This is a genomic window from Streptomyces sp. NPDC054975, from assembly GCF_053609105.1.
The window spans coordinates 26,675-50,399 of the sequence record NZ_JBSGWV010000001.1 but is presented as its reverse complement, the minus strand read 5'-3'; the positions used below and the strand labels follow the sequence as shown (position 1 = coordinate 50,399).

19 protein-coding genes are annotated in these 23,725 nt (G+C 72.9%); 11 read left to right on the top strand and 8 right to left on the bottom strand.

The genetic code is table 11. The features are described from left to right. Window positions 1–150: 150 nt before the first annotated feature. Complete coding sequence (locus ACWF79_RS00200; RefSeq protein ID WP_453726156.1) at window positions 151–1,980, top strand: S8 family peptidase; 1,830 nt, start codon at window positions 151–153, stop codon at window positions 1,978–1,980. Here ACWF79_RS00200 and ACWF79_RS00195 read toward each other — a convergent pair. Together ACWF79_RS00195 and ACWF79_RS00190 are read right to left on the bottom strand one after the other, a co-directional pair. Continuing rightward, the gene (locus ACWF79_RS00195; RefSeq protein WP_453725762.1) at window positions 1,977–2,198 is read right to left on the bottom strand and encodes a hypothetical protein; all 222 of its coding nucleotides are present in this window, start codon (window positions 2,196–2,198) and stop codon (window positions 1,977–1,979) included. The genes ACWF79_RS00200 and ACWF79_RS00195 overlap by 4 nt on opposite strands. A 55-nt stretch (window positions 2,199–2,253) precedes the next feature. Continuing rightward, window positions 2,254–2,799, bottom strand: a complete 546-nt coding sequence (locus ACWF79_RS00190; RefSeq protein ID WP_453725761.1) for an EF-hand domain-containing protein — start codon at window positions 2,797–2,799, stop codon at window positions 2,254–2,256. A 101-nt stretch (window positions 2,800–2,900) separates the two neighbouring features. Between ACWF79_RS00190 and ACWF79_RS00185 the strand changes: the two genes are divergently transcribed. Beyond that, on the top strand, window positions 2,901–3,944 hold the full coding sequence (locus tag ACWF79_RS00185; protein WP_453725760.1) for a M28 family peptidase: 1,044 nt from the start codon (window positions 2,901–2,903) through the stop codon (window positions 3,942–3,944). Between the two features lie 85 nt (window positions 3,945–4,029). Further along, window positions 4,030–4,326: an antibiotic biosynthesis monooxygenase gene (locus ACWF79_RS00180; RefSeq protein WP_453725759.1), complete on the top strand. Its 297-nt coding sequence runs from the start codon at window positions 4,030–4,032 to the stop codon at window positions 4,324–4,326. 36 nt (window positions 4,327–4,362) lie between these two features. Here the strand turns inward: ACWF79_RS00180 and ACWF79_RS00175 are convergent, their stop codons facing one another. Then, the gene (locus tag ACWF79_RS00175; RefSeq protein WP_453725758.1) at window positions 4,363–4,824 is read right to left on the bottom strand and encodes an RrF2 family transcriptional regulator; all 462 of its coding nucleotides are present in this window, start codon (window positions 4,822–4,824) and stop codon (window positions 4,363–4,365) included. Window positions 4,825–5,020: 196 nt separating this feature from the next. Between ACWF79_RS00175 and ACWF79_RS00170 the strand changes: the two genes are divergently transcribed. Further along, complete coding sequence (locus tag ACWF79_RS00170; protein ID WP_453726155.1) at window positions 5,021–7,690, top strand: FAD/NAD(P)-binding protein; 2,670 nt, start codon at window positions 5,021–5,023, stop codon at window positions 7,688–7,690. A 19-nt stretch (window positions 7,691–7,709) separates the two neighbouring features. Here ACWF79_RS00170 and ACWF79_RS00165 read toward each other — a convergent pair whose 3' ends face one another. After that, the gene (locus ACWF79_RS00165; RefSeq protein WP_453725757.1) at window positions 7,710–8,936 is read right to left on the bottom strand and encodes a Tm-1-like ATP-binding domain-containing protein; all 1,227 of its coding nucleotides are present in this window, start codon (window positions 8,934–8,936) and stop codon (window positions 7,710–7,712) included. A 112-nt stretch (window positions 8,937–9,048) separates the two neighbouring features. Between ACWF79_RS00165 and ACWF79_RS00160 the strand changes: the two genes are divergently transcribed. The 3 genes from ACWF79_RS00160 (at window position 9,049) to ACWF79_RS00150 (ending at window position 11,015) form a co-directional block, all read left to right on the top strand. Then, window positions 9,049–9,627 carry a Type-2Aa cytolytic delta-endotoxin gene (locus ACWF79_RS00160; protein ID WP_453725756.1) on the top strand — a complete coding sequence of 193 codons (579 nt, stop codon included), beginning with the start codon at window positions 9,049–9,051 and terminating at the stop codon, window positions 9,625–9,627. An 88-nt stretch (window positions 9,628–9,715) separates the two neighbouring features. Further along, a complete protein-coding gene (locus ACWF79_RS00155; protein WP_453725755.1) occupies window positions 9,716–10,336 on the top strand; it encodes an L-threonylcarbamoyladenylate synthase in 621 nt (206 codons plus the stop codon). 28 nt (window positions 10,337–10,364) lie between these two features. Then, complete coding sequence (locus ACWF79_RS00150) at window positions 10,365–11,015, top strand: DUF4232 domain-containing protein (RefSeq protein ID WP_453725754.1); 651 nt, start codon at window positions 10,365–10,367, stop codon at window positions 11,013–11,015. A gap of 22 nt (window positions 11,016–11,037) precedes the next feature. Here ACWF79_RS00150 and ACWF79_RS00145 read toward each other — a convergent pair whose 3' ends face one another. Continuing rightward, complete coding sequence (locus tag ACWF79_RS00145; protein ID WP_453725753.1) at window positions 11,038–12,690, bottom strand: FAD-dependent oxidoreductase; 1,653 nt, start codon at window positions 12,688–12,690, stop codon at window positions 11,038–11,040. Window positions 12,691–12,719: 29 nt separating this feature from the next. Then, on the bottom strand, window positions 12,720–13,634 hold the full coding sequence (locus tag ACWF79_RS00140) for an AurF N-oxygenase family protein (RefSeq protein WP_453725752.1): 915 nt from the start codon (window positions 13,632–13,634) through the stop codon (window positions 12,720–12,722). Between the two features lie 264 nt (window positions 13,635–13,898). Here ACWF79_RS00140 and ACWF79_RS00135 point away from each other — a divergent pair, with 264 nt between their 5' ends. The 4 genes from ACWF79_RS00135 to ACWF79_RS00120 all read left to right on the top strand — a co-directional run bounded on the left by ACWF79_RS00135 (window position 13,899) and on the right by ACWF79_RS00120 (window position 20,782). Then, window positions 13,899–16,730, top strand: coding sequence for a hypothetical protein (locus ACWF79_RS00135; RefSeq protein WP_453725751.1), 2,832 nt, complete (start codon window positions 13,899–13,901; stop codon window positions 16,728–16,730). 84 nt (window positions 16,731–16,814) lie between these two features. Continuing rightward, window positions 16,815–17,612 carry an N-formylglutamate amidohydrolase gene (locus tag ACWF79_RS00130; protein WP_453725750.1) on the top strand — a complete coding sequence of 266 codons (798 nt, stop codon included), beginning with the start codon at window positions 16,815–16,817 and terminating at the stop codon, window positions 17,610–17,612. A 41-nt stretch (window positions 17,613–17,653) separates the two neighbouring features. Further along, window positions 17,654–19,246 (top strand): molybdopterin-dependent oxidoreductase, encoded by a 1,593-nt coding sequence (locus tag ACWF79_RS00125; protein ID WP_453725749.1) that lies wholly within the window; start codon window positions 17,654–17,656, stop codon window positions 19,244–19,246. Window positions 19,247–19,336: 90 nt separating this feature from the next. Further along, window positions 19,337–20,782 (top strand): glyceraldehyde-3-phosphate dehydrogenase, encoded by a 1,446-nt coding sequence (locus ACWF79_RS00120; protein ID WP_453725748.1) that lies wholly within the window; start codon window positions 19,337–19,339, stop codon window positions 20,780–20,782. A gap of 116 nt (window positions 20,783–20,898) precedes the next feature. Here ACWF79_RS00120 and mmsB read toward each other — a convergent pair whose 3' ends face one another. After that, window positions 20,899–22,161, bottom strand: coding sequence for a multiple monosaccharide ABC transporter permease (gene mmsB, locus ACWF79_RS00115; RefSeq protein WP_453725747.1), 1,263 nt, complete (start codon window positions 22,159–22,161; stop codon window positions 20,899–20,901). Further along, the gene (mmsA, locus tag ACWF79_RS00110; RefSeq protein ID WP_453725746.1) at window positions 22,158–23,708 is read right to left on the bottom strand and encodes a multiple monosaccharide ABC transporter ATP-binding protein; all 1,551 of its coding nucleotides are present in this window, start codon (window positions 23,706–23,708) and stop codon (window positions 22,158–22,160) included. Before mmsA ends, mmsB begins: the two co-directional genes overlap by 4 nt. Window positions 23,709–23,725: the final 17 nt, after the last annotated feature.

The window sequence follows — 23,725 nt, the reverse complement described above, 5'->3', positions numbered from 1 at the left end:
TAACGCCAACGGGCTTGTCGGACTGAAGGCTTCCCTCCGCCCCCGGCCTCTGGGATCTTGCCTCCACCCCACACATCACAGGGCCCGGCCGACGCCACCAGCGTCACCGGGCCATCGGAGGACGCATTGTTTTCCCACATATCCAGCAGGCTGAGACTCCCGGCCACGGCCGTCACCGCCTTCGGAGCGGTCGTCGCGCTCGCCGCGCCCGTCGCAGCCACCCCGGCCGCTCCGGCCGGTATCCCGGAGCCCAGGTCCGCCTCGGCGGCGCCCCTGACCACCGCGGCCTCCGCCGCGTCGGAGGCAGCCGCGGCGCTCCGCGGGGCCGCAGCCTCCCCCGCCGCTTCGGCGGCCTGGGCGGCCGGCACCCGGGCCTACCTGGTCATCACCGCTCCCGGTGACACCACGGCCGTGCGAACCGCCGTCGCGAACAACGGCGGTTCGGTCTTCTCGTACTTCGACGCCATCGGCGTCGTCGTGGCGCACTCGACGTCGGGCACCTTCGCCTCGACCATGCGCACGGTCTCCGGCGTCCAGCAGGTCGGCGCCACCCGCACCTCCGACGTGCCGGCCGACGCCTACAACCCGGCGCTGCCGAGCAACCCGTCGCAGTCGGCGCCTCCGACCACCGAGCCGGTCCGCTCGGACATGACCCAGATCAAGGCCGACCAGGCCTGGGCCGTCACCACCGGCTCGCCCACCGTCAAGGTCGGCATCCTGGACACCGGCGTGGACGACCAGCACCAGGACCTGGCGCCGAACTTCAACGCCGCCGACTCGGTCTCCTGCGCGTACGGCAAGCCGGACACCCGGGCCGGGGCCTGGCGCGACGTCGACACCCACGGCACGCACGTCGCCGGTACGGTCGCGGCCGCCAAGAACGGCAAGGGCGCCATCGGCGTCGCGCCGGGCGTGAAGATCTCCTCGGTCCGCATCGCCGAACCGGGCAGCACCCTGTTCTTCGCGGAGAACACGATCTGCGGCCTCGTCTGGTCCGGTGACCACGGCTTCAAGGTCACCAACAACAGCTACTACACGGACCCGTGGCAGTTCAACTGCCCGAACAACCTGGATCAGGCGGCCATCCTGGAGGGTGTGGGCCGCGCCCAGAAGTACGCGGAGGGCAAGGGCTCGCTGCAGGTCGCGGCGGCCGGCAACGCCAACTACGACCTGGCGAACAAGACCACGGACACCTCCTCGCCCAACGACTCCACCCCGGTGAGCCGGACCATCACCAACGACTGCCTGGACATCCCGGCCGAACTGCCGGGCGTGGTCACGGTCGCGGCGAACGGCACCAACGGCTCGTCCAAGGCGTCCTTCTCCAACTTCGGACGGAACGTCATCGAGGTGTCGGCGCCCGGCGAGTCGGTGTACAGCACCATGCCCGGCGGCAAGTACTCCTCGCTGAGCGGCACCTCCATGGCCTCCCCGCACGTCGCGGGCGTCGCGGCGCTGCTGGCGAGCACGAACCCGACCGCCACCCCGGCGGACATCCGTACGAAGCTGGGCGTCCAGGCCACCGACCTGGCCTGCCCGTCGGACAGCCGGTGCACCGGCACCACGGCCAACAACAGCTTCTTCGGCGAGGGCCGGGTCGACGCGCTGAAGGCCGTCAGCGGCACCACCCCGCCGCCCGGGGCGTACTTCGAGAACCTCACCGACGTCACGGTCTCCGACAACACCACCGTCGAGAGCCCGATCACGGTCAGCGGCGTGACGGGCAACGCCCCGGCCACGCTCAAGGTCGGCGTGGACATCAAGCACACCTACATCGGTGACCTCAAAGTCGACCTCGTCGCCCCCGACGGCACCGTGTACACCCTGCACAACCGGTCCGGCGGCGGTACGGACAACCTCGTCCAGACCTTCACCGTCAACGCCTCCGCCGAGGTCGCGAACGGCGTCTGGAAGCTCCGTGTGAACGACAACGCGAACCAGGACACCGGAAGGATCGACGCCTGGAACCTGACCTTCTAGGCCCTGCCCGGGCGCCCCTCGCCGTCACGGCGGGGGCGCCCGGACTGCGTACCGGAGTAGAGGTGGTCGACCTCGGGGCGCAGATCGAGTATGTCCAGGAACTCCGCCAGCTCCGCCGGATCGGCCGTCCGGCTCGCGACGGCCCGCCGCGCGGCACGACGCCGCTCTCCGGGACCCTGCGGCCCCGGCGAACCGTCGTTCGCCTCTGTGACGTCCATGCGCCGATCCGACCACACCCCGGCCGGGCGCGCACGGTCAGGGGCCGCCGAGACGTCAGCGCACGCCGAGGAAGATGCCTCCGGGCGTGTTCAGGTTGTCGTTGTGGAGATGGAACGCGCGCAGCGACCGGGCGATCTCCCGCTGCGAGACGTACGCGTCGCGGTCCAGGTCCAGATGCCTGAAGGCCTCCGCGCCCTCGTCGCCGGAGACGTCCCAGACGGCGAGGTAGGCGGCGAACTCCTCCTCGCTGACCCGCTTGTCACCCTTGGTGTCCATGATGCGGAAGATGGCGGCCGCGAGGTTCTCCAGGATCTCGGGCCGGTCCGTGTCGTAGCCCACCGCACGGTGCGCCGCGACGAAACCGTCCTGGTCGAGACGCTCACGCCCCGGCACCGACTGGGTGAGCAGACCGAGCCACTGCGCCCAGTACGCCCGCTCCAGGGCCTGGATCCTGGGATCGTCCGCCGCCAGCCCGTACGCGGCGGCGTACGCCTTCACGACGCGTTGGTGGTCGGCCCAGGTGACGTACCCGTCGCCGTCGCCGTCCAGGACGGCGAAGAGCCGCAGGAGCCGCCGAGTGACCGGATCGAGCGTCGCCATGCCGGGTTCCTTCCGTGGGAGGGGTCGTATGGAGAGGGACGGCAGAACCCCCAGTGTGGTTGCCCGAGCGCGGCGGCGCCGTGTACGCCACCATCGACGCCATGGAGGCAGGTGCCGACGTGGCCGCCCTCGCCCGGGAGCTGACCCGGCGGGCCGATCCGGCGCGCCTGCGGGACGACGTCGCGTTCCTCGCCGACCGCCCGCGAAGCCGGATCCACGCGCCCGAGGCCATGCTACGGGCCGAGGCCCGTGTGGCGGACCGGCTGGCGGAGGCGGGCTGGCGGACCGAGCGCCGGCCGTTCGAGGTCCGGTGGCGGCCGGGCTGCTCCGACCGCCCCGGAGGCGGCCATCTGTCCCCTCTCCGGTTCCGCGTGCACCGACGCCTCACCGGAGCCAACCTGCTGGCCGATCCGGCGGACGGGGGCGACGGTCCCGCCGTGCTCGTCGGCGCCCACCTGGACACCGTCAGGGGCAGTCCCGGCGCCGACGACAACGCCTCCGGTGTCGCCGCCCTCCTGGAGGTCGCCCGGCTCCTCGGCGGGCTGCCCCAGCCGCCGCCGGTGCGGCTCGCCTTCTTCGACATGGAGGAGCTCGGCTTCGTCGGCGCCCGCGTCGCCGCCCGCGCGGCACGCCACGGCCGGCGGGTCTGCGGCATGCTCTGCCTGGAGTCCGTCGGCTGCTTCGCCGACGCGCCCGGCACGCAGGCGGTGCCGGCGGGCTTCGGGGCCCTCTTCCGGGGCGCGGCCGGAGCCGTACGCGCCCGTGACCGGCGGGGCGACTTCACCCTCGTCGTCCACCGGCGCTCCTCGGCTGCTGCCGCCGACCTCTGGCGCCGGGCGGCGGGCGCGGCCGAGCCGCCGCTGCCCGTCGTCACCCTCCGCGACCCGCGTCCGGACGGCGCGTGGGGCACGCTCGCCGGCCTCGCCGCGCCCCCGCTGAACCACCTCGGCCGCAGCGACCACGCCGCGTACTGGAACGCGGGAATTCCGGCCGTCCTGCTCACCGGCACGGCGAACTTCCGCAATCCCCGCTACCACCGGCCCACCGACACGCCCGACACCCTCGACTACGCGCGCCTGACGGCCGTCGCCGTGGCCACCGCGGTCACCGCCGCGCTCTGGTGGCCGTCCGGTCACCGTCCGTAGCCGCCTCGGAGGCGGAACCGGCCCGGCGGACCTACCGTGGTCGAAGAGTGCGCCGCCACCGTTCCCCGTTCCCGAGGAGGCCGCGATGGAACAGCGCTTCGTCTGGGTGACCACGCGCAGGATCAAGCCGGGCACCCTGCAGGAGTTCGAACAGGCATGGCGCCCCGGATCCACCCCCGACGGGATGTACCGGGCGTACGCCTACTGGACCGAGGACGGCGAGGAGATCACCGGCGTCTCCCTCTGGGACTCGCGGGAGGCGTGCGACGCCTGGCGGTCCTCCGAGGCGGAGCGGTCGCGCCGCGAGACCATGGCTCCGTACGTCGTCGAGGAGAGCGAAGCCTTCTACCGGGGCGGCGAACTGGGGCTCCCCGGGCGGTAGCCGCCCGCGCGGAGAACCCGCGGACACGGCCTGGGGCTACGGATACGTCCGTACGTCGTCCGTGTACTCGCGCGCCCGTTCCCGTACGAGCTCCGGCAGCGCGCCCGACGCCAGGTCCTCGAGGGTCGTCCCCTCCAGGACCTGGCGCAGGCTCGCCCGGACCGCGCGCCACACGTCCGGCATGGGCGCCGCCGAACCCCGGTACTCCAGACCGGTCAGCTTCAGGTCGCGCACGCTCACCAAAGGCCCGTCCATCGCCCGCAGCACATCGGCCAGGGTGATCTCCGCGGCCGGCCTGGCGAGGGCGTACCCGCCGTCCGGGCCGCGCACGCTCCGCACCAGCCGGGCCTGGCGCAACTCGCTGAGAACGACGAAGAGGAAGCGGACCGGGATGTCCTGCCGGCCGGCGACGTCCTCCGCCTTCAACGGCCGGTCGGGGGAAGAGGCCAGCTCCGCCATGGCCCTGACCGCGTAGTCCGTTCGTGCTGAGATCCTCACCGCCTCAATGTCTCACGGTTGGCGCGAAACCGATCCGGTCGCCGGGTGAAGGGACGGTGCACCCTTGTCCGTTCATGTTGTTCATCGACATAGTGAACAACCTCGTGCACTGTCCATCCCCGGCCGGAGGTCCCTCGTGCCCACGCCCAAGTCCGCGCCCAAGACCCCGACCGCTTCCCTCCGTACGCGGCCGACCGTGGCCGTCGTCGGCACGGGCGCGGCCGGGGCGCTGGTCGCCGTCCAGCTCTGCGAGACGGCCGCCCGGCGGCGGACCCCGCTCGATCTCCTCCTGATCGACCCGGCGGCCGAGGCGGGACGCGGCACGGCCTACGCCACCGAGGTGCCCGAGCACCGGCTCAACGTGCCGGTCGGCGGGATGAGTTGCTACCCCGACGACGCCGGCCACTTCCGGCGCTGGCTCTGCCGCCACGGCGAATCCACCGTCACCGCCGCGGACTTCGCCTCCCGGTACCGCTTCGGCTCCTACCTCGCCGACACCCTCGGCCGCGCCGTCATCACCGCCCACGGCACCGTCGCCGTCCGCCGTCTGCGGACCCGGGCGACCCGCTGCGCCGAGACGGCCGACGGGCGGTTCGAGCTGCGGCTCGCCGACGGCGGGACGGTGACGGCCGACACCGTCGTCCTCGCCACCGGCCCCGCCGCGGGCGCCGCGCGCTGGGCACCGGCCGCACTGCGAGGCTCCGCACGGTTCATCGCCGCCCCGTGGGCGCCCGGCGCGCTCGACGCCGTGGGCGCCGAGGACGACGTCCTCCTGGTCGGCACCGGGCTGACCGCCGTCGACCTCGCGCTCGTCCTCGACCGGCCCGGCCGCACCGTGCACGCCCTCTCCCGCAGCGGTCTCCTGCCCCGCCCGCACGCCGTCTCCCCCCTGCCACCCGTACCAGCGCCGCCCGGGCTCACGGCGCTCCCGCTGCGCCGGCTGCGCACCGCGCTCCGGCGGCACATCGCCGCCTCCCTGCGCGACCACGGCGACTGGCGCCCCGCCCTCGACGGGCTGCGCCCCGCGATCGGCGCGCTCTGGCAGGGGCTCACCGACGAGGAGCGGGCCGAGTTCCTCGACCGCGACGCGACCCGCTGGAACGTCCACCGCCACCGGATGGCCCCGGCCACCGCCGAGGCGATCGACCGGGCGCGCGCCGCCCACCGGCTGCGCGTCCACGCGGGCCGGATCACGGCGGCCCGCACCCTGGACGACGGCCGGATCGCCGTCGGGCTCGCCGACGGCCGGGAGCTGACGGCGGCCTGGGTCGTGGACTGCACCGGGCCCGGGCTCCGCGTCGACGCCACCGCCGACCCTCTCTGGGGCGCCCTGCTCGCCGACGGTCTCGCGGTGCCGGGCCCGCTCGGCATCGGCGTCGCCACCGACGCGGGCCGTCTGCGCGACGCCCGGGGCACCAGCCACCGGTCGCTGTTCACCCTCGGCTCGCCCCGCCGCGGCGAACTGTGGGAGACGACCGCGATCCCCGAGATCAGGGCGCAGGCCCGGGAGATCGCCGAGTCCGTGCTCGCCCCGCTCACCCGCGCCCCGCAGCCCACCCGCCGCCGGCCCACCGACCAGTTCGGGCTGCCGCTCTCCACCCACGCCGCCGCTGCCGCCGCCTACCGCAGCGGCCTAGGCCGGGTGGTCACCGTACGAGGGAAGGCCGCCGAGGCGTTCGCCCGGGCCACCGCGCTCGACCCCGGCTTCGCCCTCGGCCACGCCGCGCTCGCCCTGCTCGGCCACGAGTGCGGCGCCGACGTCGACGTACACCGCGAACTCGCCGACGCCCAGCGCGGCGTGGCCGAGCGCGGCGACGACCGGGAGCGCTCGTTCGTGGACGTGGTCACCCGCAGGATCGAGCAGGTCGGCGCCGACGCCGCAGCGGACGGGGACCGGGCGCTCGTCGACCACCTGGACCGGTACCCGGTCGACGCCTTCGCCCTGAGCATCGCGGTGCCCACGATCGCCTTCTCCGGCGTCGGCGACCTCGACGGAACGCTCGCCCTCCGCCTGGTGGAGCACACCGCGCCCGCCTACGACGGGCACTGGTTCCCCACCTCGCTGCTGGCCTTCGTCCGCCAGGAGCAGGGGCTCGTCGACGAGGCGGGCTTCCTCGCCACGGCCGCGCTGGCCGCCGAACCCGCCTCGGGACACGCCGCGCACGCCCTCGCCCACGTCCACTACGAGTCCGGCGCCCACCGTGCAGGCCGCGACTGGCTCGACGGCTGGATCGGCGGCCAGGGCCGGGGCGCCGTGCACCGGGCCCACTTCTCCTGGCACGTGGCGCTGCACGAACTCGCCCTGGACGACTCCGAGGCGGTACGCCGCCGCTGGTTCGCCCAGCTCGCGCCGCGCCAGGTCAACGGCGTACGGGCGCTGGTCGACTCCGGCTCGCTCCTGTGGCGGGCCCGGATGACCAGGAACTGGACGGGCAGCGCCCCCGTGGACGACGTTCTCGACGCCGTCGCCCGGGACCTCCTCGAGCGGCCCGCCACCGCGTTCACCGCCCTGCACAGCGCCGTCGCCCTCACCGCCGCGGGCGACCTGCCCGCGCTGCGGCGGCTGCGCAACCACGCTGCCGGAGCCGACGCCGTCCAGCGCGAGGTCATCGCCCCGCTCTGCCACGCGCTCGAAGCCGTCCTGGAGGAGCGGTGGACGGCGGCGGTGGACGGACTGCGCGGACTGCTGCCCACGCTGCGCCGGGTGGGCGGCAGCGCGGCGCAGCGCGAGGTCGTCGAGGAGACCCTGCTCCACGCGCTCCTGGAGGCGGGCCAGCGCGACGCGGCCCGCCACCTCCTGGAGGAACGCCTCGACCGCCGTTCCTCCCCGCTGGACCGCCGTCGCCTGTCGGACCTGCCGGGGTGAGGAGCGGCCTGCGGCGAGGTCAGTCGCCCCCCTCGATCAGGCGGTGCAGCACGTCCGCCGCAGCGCGGCCGAAGGACGGGTCGTTGAGGTCGGTGTCGAGCTCCAGCACGTCGACCGGGCTGCCCCGCAGCCCGTCACGGACCGCGTCGAACACGGCCTCGTCCAGCGTCGGATCGTGGTACGGCCCGCCCGGCGCCCCCAGCGTGGACAGCCCGCGCAGCGGCAGGCACACCGTCGTCGGCCCGGTCGCCGACCGCAGCTTCGCCGCGACGCGCGCGCCGAGCTCCGCGCACTCCTCGGCCGTCGTCCGCACCACCGATATCGACGGGTTGTGCACCCGCACGTCCCGGTCCAGGACCCGCTCCGGGACCGTGTCGAGCGGGCCGAACTTCACCATGTCCAGCGCGCCCGGGCTGACCACCTGCGGTATCCCGGCCCGACCGGCGGCGAGCAGCCGGTCGGGGCCCGCCGTCAGGATGCCCCCGCAGAGGTCGTCCGCCAGCTCGCAGAGCGTCAGATCCAGGACGCCCGCGAAGAGCCGCTGCTCCGCCAGGGACTCCAGCGTCCGGCCTCCGGCCCCGCTCGCGTGGAAGACCAGGACCTCGTAGCCGAGTTCGGTCAGCCGCGCCCGGGCCGCGTCGACCCCGGGGGTCGTCACGCCCGCCATGCTCGCGGCGACGAGCGGCCGGTCGTCCCGCACGGGGGGAGCGGCGGCCTCGAACCCCCGCGCCATCCCGGCCACCGCCTCGACCGCGTTCGCCAGGATCGGCGCCGAGACCCGGTTGACCCCGGCGATGTCGACGACGCTGTACATCAGCGTGATGTCCGACGAGCCGACATAGGGGGCGACGTCGCCCGAGGCCATCGAGGAGACCATCACCTTCGGCACCCCGAGCGGCAGGGCCCGCATCGCCCTGGTCGCGATCGACGTGCCGCCGCTGCCGCCGAGGGCGAGCACGCCGTGCAACCTGCCCTTCGCGTGCAGCCGCCGGACGACCTCGGCCGCCCCGCGCGCCATCGCGGTCACGGCCGCGCCCCGGTCGCCGCCGCGCCGTAGCCCGTCGAGATCGGCGCCCGCCGCCCGCGCCACCTCGTCCCGGGAGACGTCGGCGGGCGTCCGAGGGGGCCCGACCACGCCCGTGTCGACCACGAGGACCTCGACACCGCGGCTCTCCAGCCGCTCGCGAAGCCATCCGTACTCAAGACCTTTGGTGTCCAGCGTGCCCACCAGTACGACGATTGCCATCCCCGTACTGTCCGTCGAAGACGAGATGGCGACAAGACTGTGGCGGCCGGACGCCAGGCGGCATACTGACCCCTCTTGATCACCTTGATCACCACGACCGACAGGAGGAGTCATGGCCGCCAGTTTCAAGACCGTCATCGAGGTGGGCCCGGACCATCTCGAGCAGGCCCGCGCCATGGACCGGCTGTTCCAGCAGGCGATCGCGCCCGCCACCGTCAACTTCGACTTCGAGAACATCCACCAGGCCGCCGCCGCGATCCCGGACAGCTCCGTGGTCAAGATGGTGCGCGGCTGGGGGCTCCAGGAGTACGCCCCCGTCATGGTGATGGTGCTCTCGCTCAAGGAGGCGGTGCGGCAGGCGCTGCCCGGCGAGTTCGCGAACGCCGCGTTCTGGGGCACCGTCGAGCAGGAACTCGCCCACGCCTTCACGGACCTCGCTGCACAGGAGGGCGAGCCGGGACTCTCGTACTACGAGGAGGGGCCGGACCGCACCAGCTACTACCGTGACGTGTTCTTCGCCCTCCAGGACGAGGAGACCGGCGACCACATGTACGCGATCGCCTTCTGCATCGACGTGACCGTCGGCCTGGAGAAGGAGAAGGCCGCCGCCCTGGAGATCATGGACGTCGCGCCGTACACGATCCGGCTCAACGCGATCGTCCTGCGCCAGGAGTTGAGCCTCGCGGCCTGACGGTCGCCCTCCCTCCGCCCGAACGTGCGGGGAACCGCACCGGCCCGCCGTCCCGGGCCGGACCCACGGGGAACCTAGACTGCCCCGTATGGCGAAGTACTTCGACGTGCACCCCGAGAATCCTCAGCGGCGCACCATCAGCAGCGTGGCCGACAGCATCCGCTCCGGCGCCCTCGTCGCGTACCCGACGGATTCCTGCTACGCGCTCGGATGCAGGATCGGCAGCCGCGACGGCATCGGCCGGATCCGCACGATCCGCGAACTCGACGACCGCCACCACTTCACGCTGGTGTGCCAGAACTTCGCGCAGCTCGGCCAGTTCGTGCATGTCGACAACGACGTGTTCCGCGCCGTCAAGGCGGCGACGCCCGGCAGCTACACCTTCATCCTGCCGGCGACGAAGGAAGTCCCGCGCCAGCTGCTGCACCCCAAGAAGAAGACCGTCGGAGTCCGCATCCCCGACCACGTCGTCACCCAGGCGCTCCTCGAAGAACTCGGCGAACCACTGCTCTCCAGCACCCTCCTCCTGCCCGGCGAGGACGAACCGCTGACCCAGGGCTGGGAGATCAAGGAGCGGCTCGACCACGCGGTGGACGCGGTCCTCGACTCAGGAGACTGCGGGACGGAACCGACGACGGTGATCGACTTCTCGGAGGGTGAGCCGGCGATCGTCCGCCGAGGCGCGGGCGACACCTCGCGGTTCGAGTAGCCGTGCGCCGACATGTGATGATCGCGCCATGACCGTCATCACCGCGCGGCACGGCCTGGTCCTGGCAGCTGCCGCCCTGCTGACCGCCGGGTGCGGCCTCGGGGCCGAGATCGACCGTGAGGTCAACCCCGAGCGGACCGGGCTCCGCACGGCCGCCGGGCCGTCGGGCGTCCCGACGCGCGACGGTGGCCGCGCCGGCCTCGGGGCCGCTCCCCGGGCCGAACGTCCGTCTCCCACCGCCCCGCAGGGCTGTCCGGCGACGGGGATGAAGGTGACGACCGGCATGGTCGACGCGGCCATGGGCCTGCGTTCCATGCCGGTGACCGTCACCAACTGCGGCAAGGGGGAGCAGCGCGTCAACGGGTATCCGGACGTACGGGTACGGGACGTGAACCAGGAGCCGATGGACGTCACCGTCCTCAAGGGCCCGGCTCCCATCACCCAGCTCGACGACCCCGGGCCGCACCTCGTGACGCTGAAGCCCGGCGAGGCAGCGCGCAGCGTCTTCGTCTGGCGGTACTCGGCCGTGGACGCAGCGACCCGGAGGGGAAGCGGGGTGTACGTCGAGATCGCCCCGGCCGCGGGGGTGGCCCGCCAGACGGTCGAACCGGACGGCGGCCTCGACATCGGCGAGACGGGCCTCCTCGGCACGACCGCCTGGCAGAAGGTCACGGGCTGACCGGCCCCCTGGCCGGGACCGGTCACTGCGGCAGGCGCAGGCGGGCGCGACGGGCCGTCGCCACCAGGGCGGCCACCGTGGCGAGTTTGACGCGCGGTCGCCCGGTCGCCCGGCCGCGCGCGCGTTCGGCGCGATCGATCGCGGCCAGGCCGCGGGCGTCGACGACCTCGGCGCCGCGCCTGCGCACCAGACGCCTCAACGCCTGGGGCGTACGGGACGGAGGCGGCAGGGCGCCCGCCACGGCGTCGGCCAGGAGCGTGCCGACCGTCTCGGCGGCGCAGGTCCTGTTGGCGCCGATCCCGCCCGAGGGGCCACGCTTGATCCAGCCGACGACGTACGTCCCGGGCATCCCGGCCACCCGGCCCCGCTCGTGCGGCACGGTGCCGGTCGCCTCGTCGAAGGGCAGCCCCGGCACCGGCACCCCCCGGTAGCCGACCGCCCGCAGGACGAGACCGGTGGGTATCTCGCGCTCGCCCGTACCCTCCGTCACCCGCACGCCCCGCACCGCGGCATCGCCGTCCATCGCCACGGGTGCGGAGTGGAACCGCAGCACGACGCGCCGGTCCGCGCCCGGCGGCCGCGACCAGTCGACCGTCTCCCGCGCCACGTCCCGCAGCAGCGCCGCCTTCTCACCCGCCCCCGCGCCGTCGATCGCCGCGCCGGTCCGCGGGTCGTGGTCGTCGACGACAAGGCGCACACCGGGCAGGTGGGTGAGGGCGCGGAGTTCGGAGGCCGTGTACGCGGCGTCCTGCGGGCCCCGCCGCCCGAGCAGCACCACCTCGCGCACCCGTGAGGCGCGCAGGGCCGCGAGGGCGTGGTCGGCGATGTCGGTGGAGGCCAGGGTCTCGGGGTCCATGACGAGGATCCGGGCGACGTCGAGCGCGACGTTGCCGTTGCCGACCACGACGACCCGTTCGGCGCCGGTCAGGTCGATGGCGTCGGCGGCGGACTCGGGGTGGGCGTTGTACCAGGAGACGAACGCCGTCGCCGAGACACTGCCGGGCAGCTCCTCTCCGGGGATGCCGAGCCGGCGGTCGGAGGAGGCGCCGACGGCGTACACCACCGCGTCGTGGTGCGCGGCGAGTTCCTCGGCCGTGATGTCCTTGCCGATCTCGACGCCCAGCCGCATCCGTACCCGGGGGTGGGTGTGGAAGCGGGCGAAGGTCTCGCCGACCTTCTTGGTCGCGGGATGGTCGGGCGCCACGCCGTACCGGACGAGGCCGCCCGCGACGGGCAGCCGGTCTACCAGGGTCACCTCGGCGTTGGTGTGCAGCAGCAGGTCCTCCGCCGCGTACATCCCGGCCGGACCGGTCCCGACGACCGCGACCCGGATCGGCGCGAAGTCGGACGGCAGGCTCCGCTCGAAGGCCGGGGCGTCCCAGGAGTGGAAGTTCGGTCCTGGCGCGGCCTCCAAAGGCTCCTTGTCGGCGAAGTACGCGGCGTTGACGGCCGCGTACCCGGCCTGCGCGGGGGAGAGGCTGTCCACCGGGAAGATCGCGTCGACCGGGCAGGCGTCGGCGCAGGCGCCGCAGTCGATGCAGGTCGCCGGGTCGATGTGGAGCATCTCCGTACGGCCGAACTCCCGCTCCTGCGGCGTCGGGCGGATGCAGTTGACGGGGCACACGGCGACACAGGTCGCGTCGTTGCAGCACGTCTGGGTGATGGCGTAGGTCATGTCGTCGGCTCAGCTCGGGTCGGTTCCGGTCAGATCAGGTGCGCGCGCTGGTAGAAGACCAGCGCGGGCCTGGTGAGCAGCCCGGCCGAGGACAGGAACTCCATCAACCCGGCGCAGCTGGACCGCATCAGGGACTTGTGGTGCTCGTTCGCCTTCGCCTCGGCGACGGCGCGCTCGACGTCCAGGCCCGCGCTCTCGTAGACCCTCCGGCTCACCATGCTGGTGACGATGACGTACGAGGCGATCGCGATCACCAGCGCGTGGAAGTGGCGGCGCGCCCGGCTCGCGCCGCGCAGCCGCCGGCGCGTCTCCTCGCGGGCGAACTTCATGTGCCGCGACTCCTCCACGACATGGATGTTGTTGATCGTGCGGACGAACGGCACGACCCGCTCGTCGCGCATCCAGTCGCGCTGCATCACGTCGAGGACCTCCTCGGCGACCAGGATCGCCGCGTACGCCGCCTCGCCGAACGCGACCGTCTTGAACGCCCGGCCGAGTTCGATCGCGATCCGGCGCGGACGGTAGGCCGGGGCGCCGAGCTTCGCGGCGCCCCGCGCGAACATGATCGAGTGCCGGCACTCGTCGGCGACCTCGGTGAGCGCCCACTGGAAGCGGGGGTCGGTCGGGTCCTTGGCGTACATGTCGCGCAGCACCATCTGCTGGAGGATCATCTCGAACCAGATGCCCGTGCTGGCCACCGACGCCGCCTCCTGGCGGGTCAGCTCCTTGCGCTGGGCCTCGGTCAACTCGCCCCAGTACGCGGTGGAGTAGAGCGTGCTCCACTCCGGGCTCGCGCCGTGGAAGTCCTTGTCCAGCGGGGTGTCCCAGTCGACCTCGGTGGCCGGGTCGTAGGAGAGCTTCGCGGCCGAGTCGAGCAGCCGCCGGGCGACCTCCTGCTCGACGTGCCGGTCCTCGCTCTCCGGGGGGACGGTGCTGCGCGCCATGTGCGGCTCCTTGGATCGAGACGTCGCACGCTTGTTAGATGCGGCGTCTAGCAAGCTGTTAGACGGAACGTATAACAAGCGGGTCCCGCAGGCCTACCCCCGTGCGGCAATTTCCCGCCGATCTCTCCCCGTGCCCGGTCTTCTCCCGCCCCATGAGGCAACCCACGCCCGCCCGTTGCCGTCCTCCGGTCACGAGAGGGGACCCCGAGGCGTCCTGACATGCCCCGAGGTGTCCCGAACGGACCGATCGTGAGGAAGACCGTTTTGATACGTCTCACACGCGGGGTGACCACGGCCGTGGCGTTAGTCGCCCTGGCCGCGGCGTCGCCCGTACCGGCGTTCGCCGAACCGTCCCCAGGACCGTCCCGAGCGGGCGCCGAGAGAGCGGGCAGCGTCGACGGGACGTTGCCGGAGGGCTGGAGCCTCACCGGCGAGGGCGACGACCGGGAACTGGTCTGGACGTCCACCGACCCCGTGCCCATGGGGGACGCCCGGGTCGAGTTCTACTCGGGCGACCGGCTCCTCGGCCGCCCCGCACCGGCCGCCGACGGACACGCCTTCCGGCTGAAGGCCGACGGCGTACGGCTGGGCTCCGCGAAGGACCTGAAGGTGATGGCCGCCGGACGCCGCCTGGACGCCGACGGCCCGGGCGACGCGGACGCCGCGAGCAAGGCGCCCCGGAACCGGCCCGCCGCCCCCTCGGGCCGGGCGGAAGCGCCCCTGCCGGTCAACCCCGTCGACCCCGGCACACCTGGCACCTACCGCACCGTCAGCGGCGACTACGACCTGCCGTCCGTCCGGCTGCCCGGCTACGCCGAGCCGATCGAGATGCGCGCCGTCGTCGTCGGACCGGCCGGCGCACCCGGCAAGCGGCCCCTCGCGCTCTTCCTGCACGGCCGGCACGGCACCTGCTACAAGGGCGACGAGGTGACCGGCGACTGGCCCTGCGCCCCCGACGCCAAGCCGATACCCAGCCACAAGGGCTACCTGCGCGCCCAGCAACTCCTCGCCTCCCAGGGCTATGTGACCGTCTCGATCTCCGCCAACGGCATCAACGCCCAGGACCACGCGGCGGACGACGCAGGCGCGCAGGCCCGCTCGTCCCTCGTCCGCCGGCACCTGTCGCAGTGGGCGGACTGGTCGGCGCAGCCCGCCGGCGCTCCGGCGGCCGTGCGCGCCACCGCGCCCGCCGACCTCTCCCGCGTCCTGCTCGTCGGCCACTCCCGAGGCGGCGAGGGGGTCAACCGGGCGGCGCTCGACAGCCTCCACCGGCCCCCGGCCGACCAGGACGGAGCTCCCGGCCCCTCGCGCTGGAAGATTCGCGGCAACGTGCTGATCGGCCCCACGATCTTCGGCCAGAACCCGGCCCCGGACGTGCCCTCGATGACCATGCTGCCCGGCTGCGACGGCGACGTCTCCGACCTGCAGGGTCAGATCTACGTCGACGGCACGCGGGGTGTCGCCCGTGGCGCCGCGCTGCAGAGCGCGGTGTACATGGTCGGCGCCAACCACAACTTCTTCAACAGCGAGTGGACTCCGGGCCAGGCGGAGGCGCCCTCCTCCGACGACTTCTTCGCGGACGAGACGCCGGACCCGGTGTGCTCGCCCGGCACCGCGACCCGGCTGACCGCCACGCAGCAGCAGGCCGCGGGCGCCACCTACATCGCCGCCGCGGCCCGGCTGTTCGTCGCCGGTGACGACCGGGTCCGTCCGCTCCTCGACGGCACCGGCCGCCGCGCCCCCTCGGCCGGCCCCGCACGCATCCTCAGCCACGCCGTCGGCGGACACCGCACCCCCGGCTTCCTGCCGGGCCCCGGACTCACCGTGAGCGGCGGCGGCCGGCTGTGCGCGCAGATCGATCCGGACCCGGCCCGCGCCTGCCTGCCGCAGAACGACGACCAGACGGCCGGCCAGTCACCGCACTTCGCGTTCTGGGAGGCCTCGCCCGAACCGGGCCGTGACGCCGTCGCCCTGCGCTGGACGGGCACGGGCGGGGCGGCCAAGGCGACCGTACGCTCCGACCGTCCGGTCTCCCTCAAGGGCTCGAACGCGCTGGCGCTCCGCGTCATCGTGCCGCCCAACACCACCGGTACGCGCCTGGACATCGCGCTCGTCGACGCGGGCGGCCGCCGGGCGCCGCTCGGCCGGGTCAAGCTCGACGGCCTCCCGGGCAGCGAGCGGACCGCCTCCCACTGGGGCCGCGAGGTCCGAGTGCCGCTCGCGCTGGCCGTCAGGTCCAAGCTGGACCTGACGCGGATCACGACCCTCGAACTGACCCCGGGCGGCGGCTCGGGCCAGGCGTGGCTGATGGACGCCTGGGGCTGGCGCCCCGGCACCCCGGCCGTCGTCCCGGGTGCGATGCCGCGTGTCGACATCGGCCGGCTGACCGTGGACGAGGGCGACTCCGGCGTGCGGACCTACCGCGTCCCGGTCCACGTCTCCGGCCAGGGCAGCGGCCAGGTCCGGGTGTTCACCCCCACGCCGGAGTCGGACGAGGTGACCTCCCGGATCGTGACGGTCCGGCCGGGCAGCCAGACCATCGACGTGCCGGTCCAGGTGACGGGCAACACCCGCTACGGCTACGACCTGTCGCGGGACGTGTCCGTGAAGGCGGTCAAGGGTGTCGCCGTCGGCTCCCACCGGGGCGGGGTGACGGCGCGGAACGACGACGCGAAGCCCACCGTCACGCTGACCCCGGTCGCGGACGACGTCACCGAGGGCAAGCCCCTGACGTGGCGCGTCCACCTGTCCGCGCCCGCCGACGTGGAGGTCGGCGGCGTGCTCGAACTCCTGCCGGTCACCGTCGGCCCCGAGCTGTCCAGCGCGGACGTCGCACCTGCCTGGCTGGAGGAGCACTTCGGCCAGGTGCCGAATCCGGCCGTGCCGCTCTCCCAGCTCGGCCATGAGGGCGCGACCGCGACCCTCTGGGCGGACGTGCCCGCCGGCCGGACGAGCGTCGACGTGACGATCCCGACCGTCACGGACACGGTCACCGAGCCCACGGAGACCCTGAAGGCCCGGCTGACCACCTACGACGAGAACTGGGAGCCGCACCACGGACCCGAGTTCACGGGTTCGGTGCGGGACGCCGCGTAACCGGATGTGACGATACGGACCGGACGGCGCGCGTCGCCTCGCGCGCCGTCCGGTCCGCCACCGAAGCCGTCAGCGAGGCCAGCCGTGACCCCTTCCTTCCAGCTGCTCCCCGGAGACCCCGACTCCCCGGTCCTCCTCCATGTGCCGCACTCCTCGCGGGACCTCCCCCCGGACGTCCGCGCCGACATCGTGCTCGGCGACGACGAACTCGCGCGCGAACTGGACCACATCACCGACTCCCACACCGCCGCCCTCGCGGACGCGGCCGCGCGGGCCGCCGCCGTCACCCCCTGGCGGTTCGTCAACCTGCTCTCCCGGCTGGTCGTCGACCCCGAGCGCTTCCCGGACGAGCGCGAGGAGATGCGCGCGGTCGGCATGGGCGCGGTCTACACCCGGACCACCCACCGAGCCGAGCTGCGGCCCGAGGCCTTCGACGAACGACCGCTTCTGGAGCGCTACTTCACGCCGTACGCCTCGGCCATGACCGCCGCCGTCGACGCCCGCCTCGCGGCGGCCGGCCGCGCCGTGATCATCGACGTGCACTCGTATCCGACCGAGGCGCTCCCCTACGAGCTGCACGGCGCAGGGCCCCGGCCGCCGATCTGCCTCGGTACCGACGCCTTCCACACCCCGCCCGCCCTCGTGGATGCGGCCCGCAAGGCGTTCGCGCCGTTCGGTGGCATCGGGACGGACAGCCCCTTCGCCGGGACGTACGTACCGCCGGCGCACCACGGCCGTGACCCGCGCGTCACCGCCCTGATGATCGAGATCCGGCGCGACGTCTACATGAGCGAGCCCGGCGGCCCCGCCGGGCCCGGCCTCGACGCCCTGGGCGCGGCCCTGGCGGCCCTGGCCGAGGAAGCGGCGGCGCCGCTCGGGTGAAATCCCTCCACGACGGCCACTTCGTGCCGATGCTGAGGACCATGAACGCCACACGCGCCCCCCGCCGCCGGCTCACGCGGACCGACCGGCTGCTCGCCGTCGCCGGCGGGGTCCTCTCGGGCTACGTCGCCCTGGCCGTCGCCGACGTCCTCGCCGGCCTGATCCGCCACGAGTCCGGCCCGGTCACGGCCGTCGGCGACGCCGCGGTCGACGTGACCCCGGCCGCGATCGAGCAGTGGGCGATCCGTACGTTCGGCGAGAGCGACAAGGCCGTCCTCCTGCTGGGCATCGTGCTCGTCCTCACCCTGATCGCCGCCGCCCTCGGTCTGCTCGCCCTGCGCCACCGCACGGCCGGGGCCGCCGGTGTCCTCGGCTTCGGTGTCGTCGGCGCCGTCGCGGCCGTCACCCGGCCCGACTCCGACTCGGCCGTCGACGCCCTGCCCTCGCTCGTCGGGGCGGTGGCGGGAGCCGCCCTGCTGTACGTCCTCATCGGCAGGCTGCTCGCCTCGGACGCCGACGACCCGCCGCAGGCGGCCGCCCGCGCCGACCGCCGTGGCTTCCTCGTCGTCGCCGCCGCGACGGGCCTGGCGGCGACCGCCGCCGCCGCGATCGGACGGGCGGCCGGGCCGCCCTCGGGGGAGGGGGCCACGGCGTCCCGCAGGGCCCTGCGACTGCCCCGGCCGGCCTCGGCCGCGCCGGCCGTGCCGCCCGGGGCGCAGCTCGACGTGCCCGGCATCAGCCGGTTCCTCACCCCGAACCGCGACTTCTACCGGGTCGACACCGCGCTCGTCGTCCCCAAGGTGAACGCCGACACATGGCGCCTGCGCGTCCACGGCATGGGCGTGCCCGGCGATCTCTCCTTCGACCTCCGAGATCTTCTGGGCCGTGAGGTGGTCGAGCGGGACATCACCCTCGCCTGTGTCTCCAACGAGGTCGGCGGCCCCTATGTCGGCAACGCCCGCTGGCTCGGCGTACGCCTCGCGGACCTGCTGCGTGAGGCGGGGGTGCGCCCGCCGTCGGAAGGAGGTCCGGCCGACCAGCTCGTCGCCCGGTCCGTCGAGGGCATGACCATCGGCACCCCTGTCGAGGACGTCATGGACGGCCGCGACGCCCTGCTCGCCTTCGGCATGAACGGCGAGCCCCTCCCCTTCGACCACGGCTTCCCGGTCCGCATGATCGTCCCCGGGCTCTACGGGTACGTCTCCGCCTGCAAGTGGATCGAGTCCCTCGAACTGACCACCTTCGACGCGTACGACGCCTACTGGGTCCCGCGCGGCTGGGCGGCCCAGGCGCCCGTCAAGACCCAGTCCCGGATCGACACCCCCAAGGGCCTCGCCCGCCCGGCGGAGGGCACGGTCATGATCGCCGGGGTCGCCTGGGCCCAGCACCGGGGCATCGCGCGGGTGGAGGTCAGGGTCGACGACGGCCCCTGGCAGGAGGCCCGCCTCGGGGCCGAGGACAGCCGGGACACCTGGCGCCAGTGGGTCCACCCCTGGCAGGCCGCGCCCGGTCGACACACCCTCACGGTCCGCGCCACCGACGGCACCGGCGTCACCCAGCCCGAGCGTCGTACCGACACCATGCCGGACGGGGCCGCCGGCTGGCACTCGGTCGTGGTGGCGGTCGGGTCCTGAGCGTCCCGGCAGCGGAAGGCGGGCCCCTCGACAAGATCAAAAGATGGGCGGGTTAGCATATGAGCACCGCCTAGCTCGAAAGATGAACTCGTGACTGTCAATGACGACTCGTTCACCAGCTGGAAGAACCGCGAGGAGATCGCGGAGTCGATGATTCCGATCATCGGGAAGTTGCACCGGGAGCGGGACGTGACGGTCCTGGTCCACAGCCGTTCCCTGGTGAACAAGTCGGTGGTGAGCATTCTCAAGACCCACCGATTCGCCCGTCAGATCGCCGGCGAGGAGCTCTCGGTCACCGAGACCCTGCCGTTCCTGCAGGCGCTCACCACGCTGGACCTCGGCCCGTCGCAGATCGACATCGCGCTGCTCGCCGAGGCCTACCAGCGTGACGACCAGGGCCTGTCGGTGGAGGAGTTCACCGCCGCCGCCGTCGCCGGTGCCACCGGCGCCAACAAGATCGAGTGCCGCGACGGCCGCGACGTCGTCCTCTACGGCTTCGGCCGCATCGGCCGCCTCGTCGCCCGCCTGCTCATCGAGAAGGCCGGCTCCGGCAACGGCCTGCGGCTGCGCGCCATCGTCGTGCGCGGTGGCGGCGAGCAGGACCTCGTCAAGCGCGCCTCGCTGCTGCGCCGCGACTCGATCCACGGCCAGTTCCAGGGCACCATCACCGTGGACGAGGCGTCGAGCACGATCGTCGCCAACGGCAACACGATCAAGGTGATCTACGCCAACGACCCCTCCGAGGTCGACTACACGGCGTACGGCATCAAGGACGCCATCCTCATCGACAACACGGGCAAGTGGCGGGACCGCGAGGGCCTCTCCAAGCACCTGCGCCCCGGCATCGACAAGGTCGTCCTGACCGCCCCGGGCAAGGGCGACGTCCCGAACATCGTGCACGGCGTCAACCACGACACGATCAAGCCGGACGAGCAGATCCTGTCCTGCGCCTCCTGCACGACGAACGCGATCGTGCCGCCGCTGAAGGCGATGGACGACGAGTACGGCGTCCTGCGCGGTCACGTCGAGACGGTCCACTCGTTCACCAACGACCAGAACCTGCTGGACAACTACCACAAGGCCGACCGCCGCGGCCGTTCCGCGCCGCTCAACATGGTCATCACGGAGACCGGCGCCGCCTCGGCCGTCGCCAAGGCTCTGCCCGACCTGAAGGCGCCGATCACCGGCAGCTCGATCCGCGTCCCCGTCCCGGACGTCTCGATCGCCATCCTGAGCCTGCGCCTGGGCCGCGAGACCACCCGCGAGGAGGTCCTCGACCACCTCCGCGACGTCTCGCTGCACTCGCCGCTGAAGCGCCAGATCGACTTCACCACGGCCCCCGACGCGGTCTCCATGGACTTCGTGGGCTCGCGCCACGCCTCGATCGTCGACGCCGGCGCCACCAAGGTCGACGGCGACAACGCGATCCTCTACCTCTGGTACGACAACGAGTTCGGCTACTCGTGCCAGGTCATCCGGGTCGTCCAGCACGTCTCCGGCGTCGAGTACCCGACGTACCCGGCCCCGGCGGTCTGACCCCGGACGCGTACGCAACGCATGAGCGAGGCCCCTGCCGGAAACGGCGGGGGCCTCGCCCTGTGTCAGGCGCCCCTCGGCGTTGTTCACGCCGCGCCCGCCACTCGCGCTCGACGCTACGAACCGACCTTGCGCTTGTTCCACACGTCGAAGCCGACCGCCGCCAGCAACACCAGGCCCTTGATGACCTGTTGCCAGTCCGTGCCGATCCCCACGAGGTTCATGCCGTTGTTGAGCACGCCGAGGACCAGGCCGCCGACGATGGCGCCCAGGACCGTGCCGACACCGCCGCTCATCGACGCGCCGCCGATGAACGAGGCGGCGATCGCCTCCAGTTCGAAGTTGATGCCCGCCTTCGGCGAGGCCGCGTTGAACCGGGCGGCGAAGACCAGGCCGGCGAGCGCCGCCAGCACCCCCATGTTGAGGAAGACCAGGAAGGTGACCTTCCTGTCCCGCACACCGGAGAGCTTGGCGGCGGGCAGGTTGCCGCCGATCGCGTACACATGCCGGCCGACGATCGCGTTCCGCATGACGTAGCCGAAACCGACGAGGAGCGCCGCCAGGATGAGCAGGACGACGGGCGCGCCCTTGTAGCTGGCGAGCAGCAGCGTGAACACCAGGACCGTCGCGACGAGCGCGCCCAGCTTCACGGCGAACAGCCCGACGGGCGCGACCTGGAGGGCGTACTCCCGCTGGCGGCGCCGGTCCCGCATCTCCTGCCACACGACGAAGACCATGAGGGCCAGGCCGAGCAGCAGCGTCAGGTTGTGGTAGTCGGTGGCCGGCCCGACCTCGGGCAGGAAGCCGTTGGAGACGGTCTGCAGCCCGTCGGGGAAGGGGCCGAGCGTCTGACCCTTGAGGAAGATCTCGGTGAGCCCGCGGAACAGGAGCATGCCGGCGAGCGTGACGATGAACGAGGGTATGCCGAGGTAGGCGATGAAGAAGCCCTGCATCGCCCCGGCCGCCGCGCCGAGCAGCAGCACGAGCACCACCGCCAGTGGCCAGGCCATCCGGTGCTCGACCATCAGCACGGCGGAGACCGCGCCGACGAAGGCGGTGAGCGAGCCCACCGACAGGTCGATGTGGCCCGAGATGATGACGATCATCATGCCGATCGCCAGGATCAGGATGTAGCTGTTCTGCAGGACGAGGTTGGAGACGTTGCGCGGCAGCAGCAGATCGCCGCCCGTCCAGACCGCGAACAGGGCCACGATCAGCCCGAGCGCGATCAACATGCCGTACTGCCGCATGTTGCCGCGCAGCCCGTCGAGGATCAGTCGGCCGACACCGGGTCCGGTTCGCCCGGGCCCACCTGCCGGGCTCTTCCCCGTACCGCCGTCGTCGGCGGCCTGGGTCCCGGCCGTGAGTTCGGTGCTCATGCGCGCTCGCTCCTGTCCTTGGTCATGTGCCGCATCAGCAGCTCCTGGGTCGCCTCGGCGCGGGACACCTCGCCCGTCAGCCGGCCCGCCGCCATCGTGTAGACGCGGTCGCACATGCCGAGCAGCTCGGGGAGTTCCGAGGAGATGAAGAGGACCGCCTTGCCCTCGGCGGCCAACCGGTCGATGACGGTGTAGATCTCGTACTTGGCGCCCACGTCGATCCCACGGGTCGGCTCGTCCAGGATCAGGACGTCGGGACCCGCGAAGATCCACTTGCTGAGGACGACCTTCTGCTGGTTGCCGCCCGAGAGCCGGCCGACCGGCTCGAAGACCGTCGGCGCCTTGATGTTCATCGACCGGCGGAAGCCCTCGGAGACCCGGGCCTCCGCGTGCTCGTCGACGATGCCGCGCCGGGCCACCTTCGGCAGCGCGCTCAGCGAGACGTTGCGGTTGATCGTGTCGATCAGATTGAGGCCGTAGTGCTTGCGGTCCTCGGTGACGTACGCGATGCCGTGCCCGACCGCCTCGGGGACCGTACGCGTACGGATCTCCACGCCGTCCTTGAGGACCGTACCGCCGCCGTACCGCCCGTAGCTGCGCCCGAACACACTCATCGCCAACTCGGTCCGGCCCGCTCCCATCAGGCCCGCGATGCCGACGATCTCCCCGCGCCGCACGGTCAGCGAGACACCGTCGACGACCTTGCGGTGCTGGTCGATCGGGTGGTGCACGGTCCAGTCCCGGATCTCCAGGGCGGCAGCCGCCCCCCGCTCCGGTTCGTGCGGGGTGCGCTCGGGGAAACGGTGGTCCAGATCACGGCCCACCATGCCCCGGATGATCCGCTCCTCGGTGGTCTCCGTGGCCCGCACGTCCAGGGTCTCGATCGACCGGCCGTCGCGCAGGACGGTCACCGAGTCCGCGATCCGGGCGATCTCGTTCAACTTGTGGGAGATGATGATGGACGTGATGCCCTGAGCCTTCAACTCCTCGATGAGACCGAGAAGTTTGCCGCTGTCCTCGTCGTTGAGCGCGGCCGTCGGCTCGTCCAGGATCAGCAGTTTCACCTTCTTGGCGAGCGCCTTGGCGATCTCCACGAGCTGCTGCTTGCCGACGCCGACGTCCGCGACCCGGGTCTGCGGATGCTCGTCCAGACCCACCCGGCGCAGCAGCTCGGCGGCGTGCCGCAGGGTGCGGTCCCAGCTGATCACGCCCCGGGTCGCGTGCTCGTTGCCGAGGAAGATGTTCTCCGCGAGGGAGAGGTACGGCACCAGGGCGAGCTCCTGATGGATGATGACGATGCCGCGCTTCTCGCTGGCCGCGATGTCCCTGAACCGGCAGGGCTCGCCCTGGAAGACGATCTGCCCCTCGTAACTCCCGTACGGGTGAACGCCGCTGAGGATCTTCATCAGCGTCGACTTGCCCGCTCCGTTCTCCCCGCAGATCGCGTGCACCTCGCCCGCGCGGACGGTCAGGGAGACGTCCGACAGCGCCGTCACGCCGGGAAAGGTCTTGCTGATCGAGCGCATGTCCAGGACGGCTCCCGCCATGGCACACCCACCCCTCT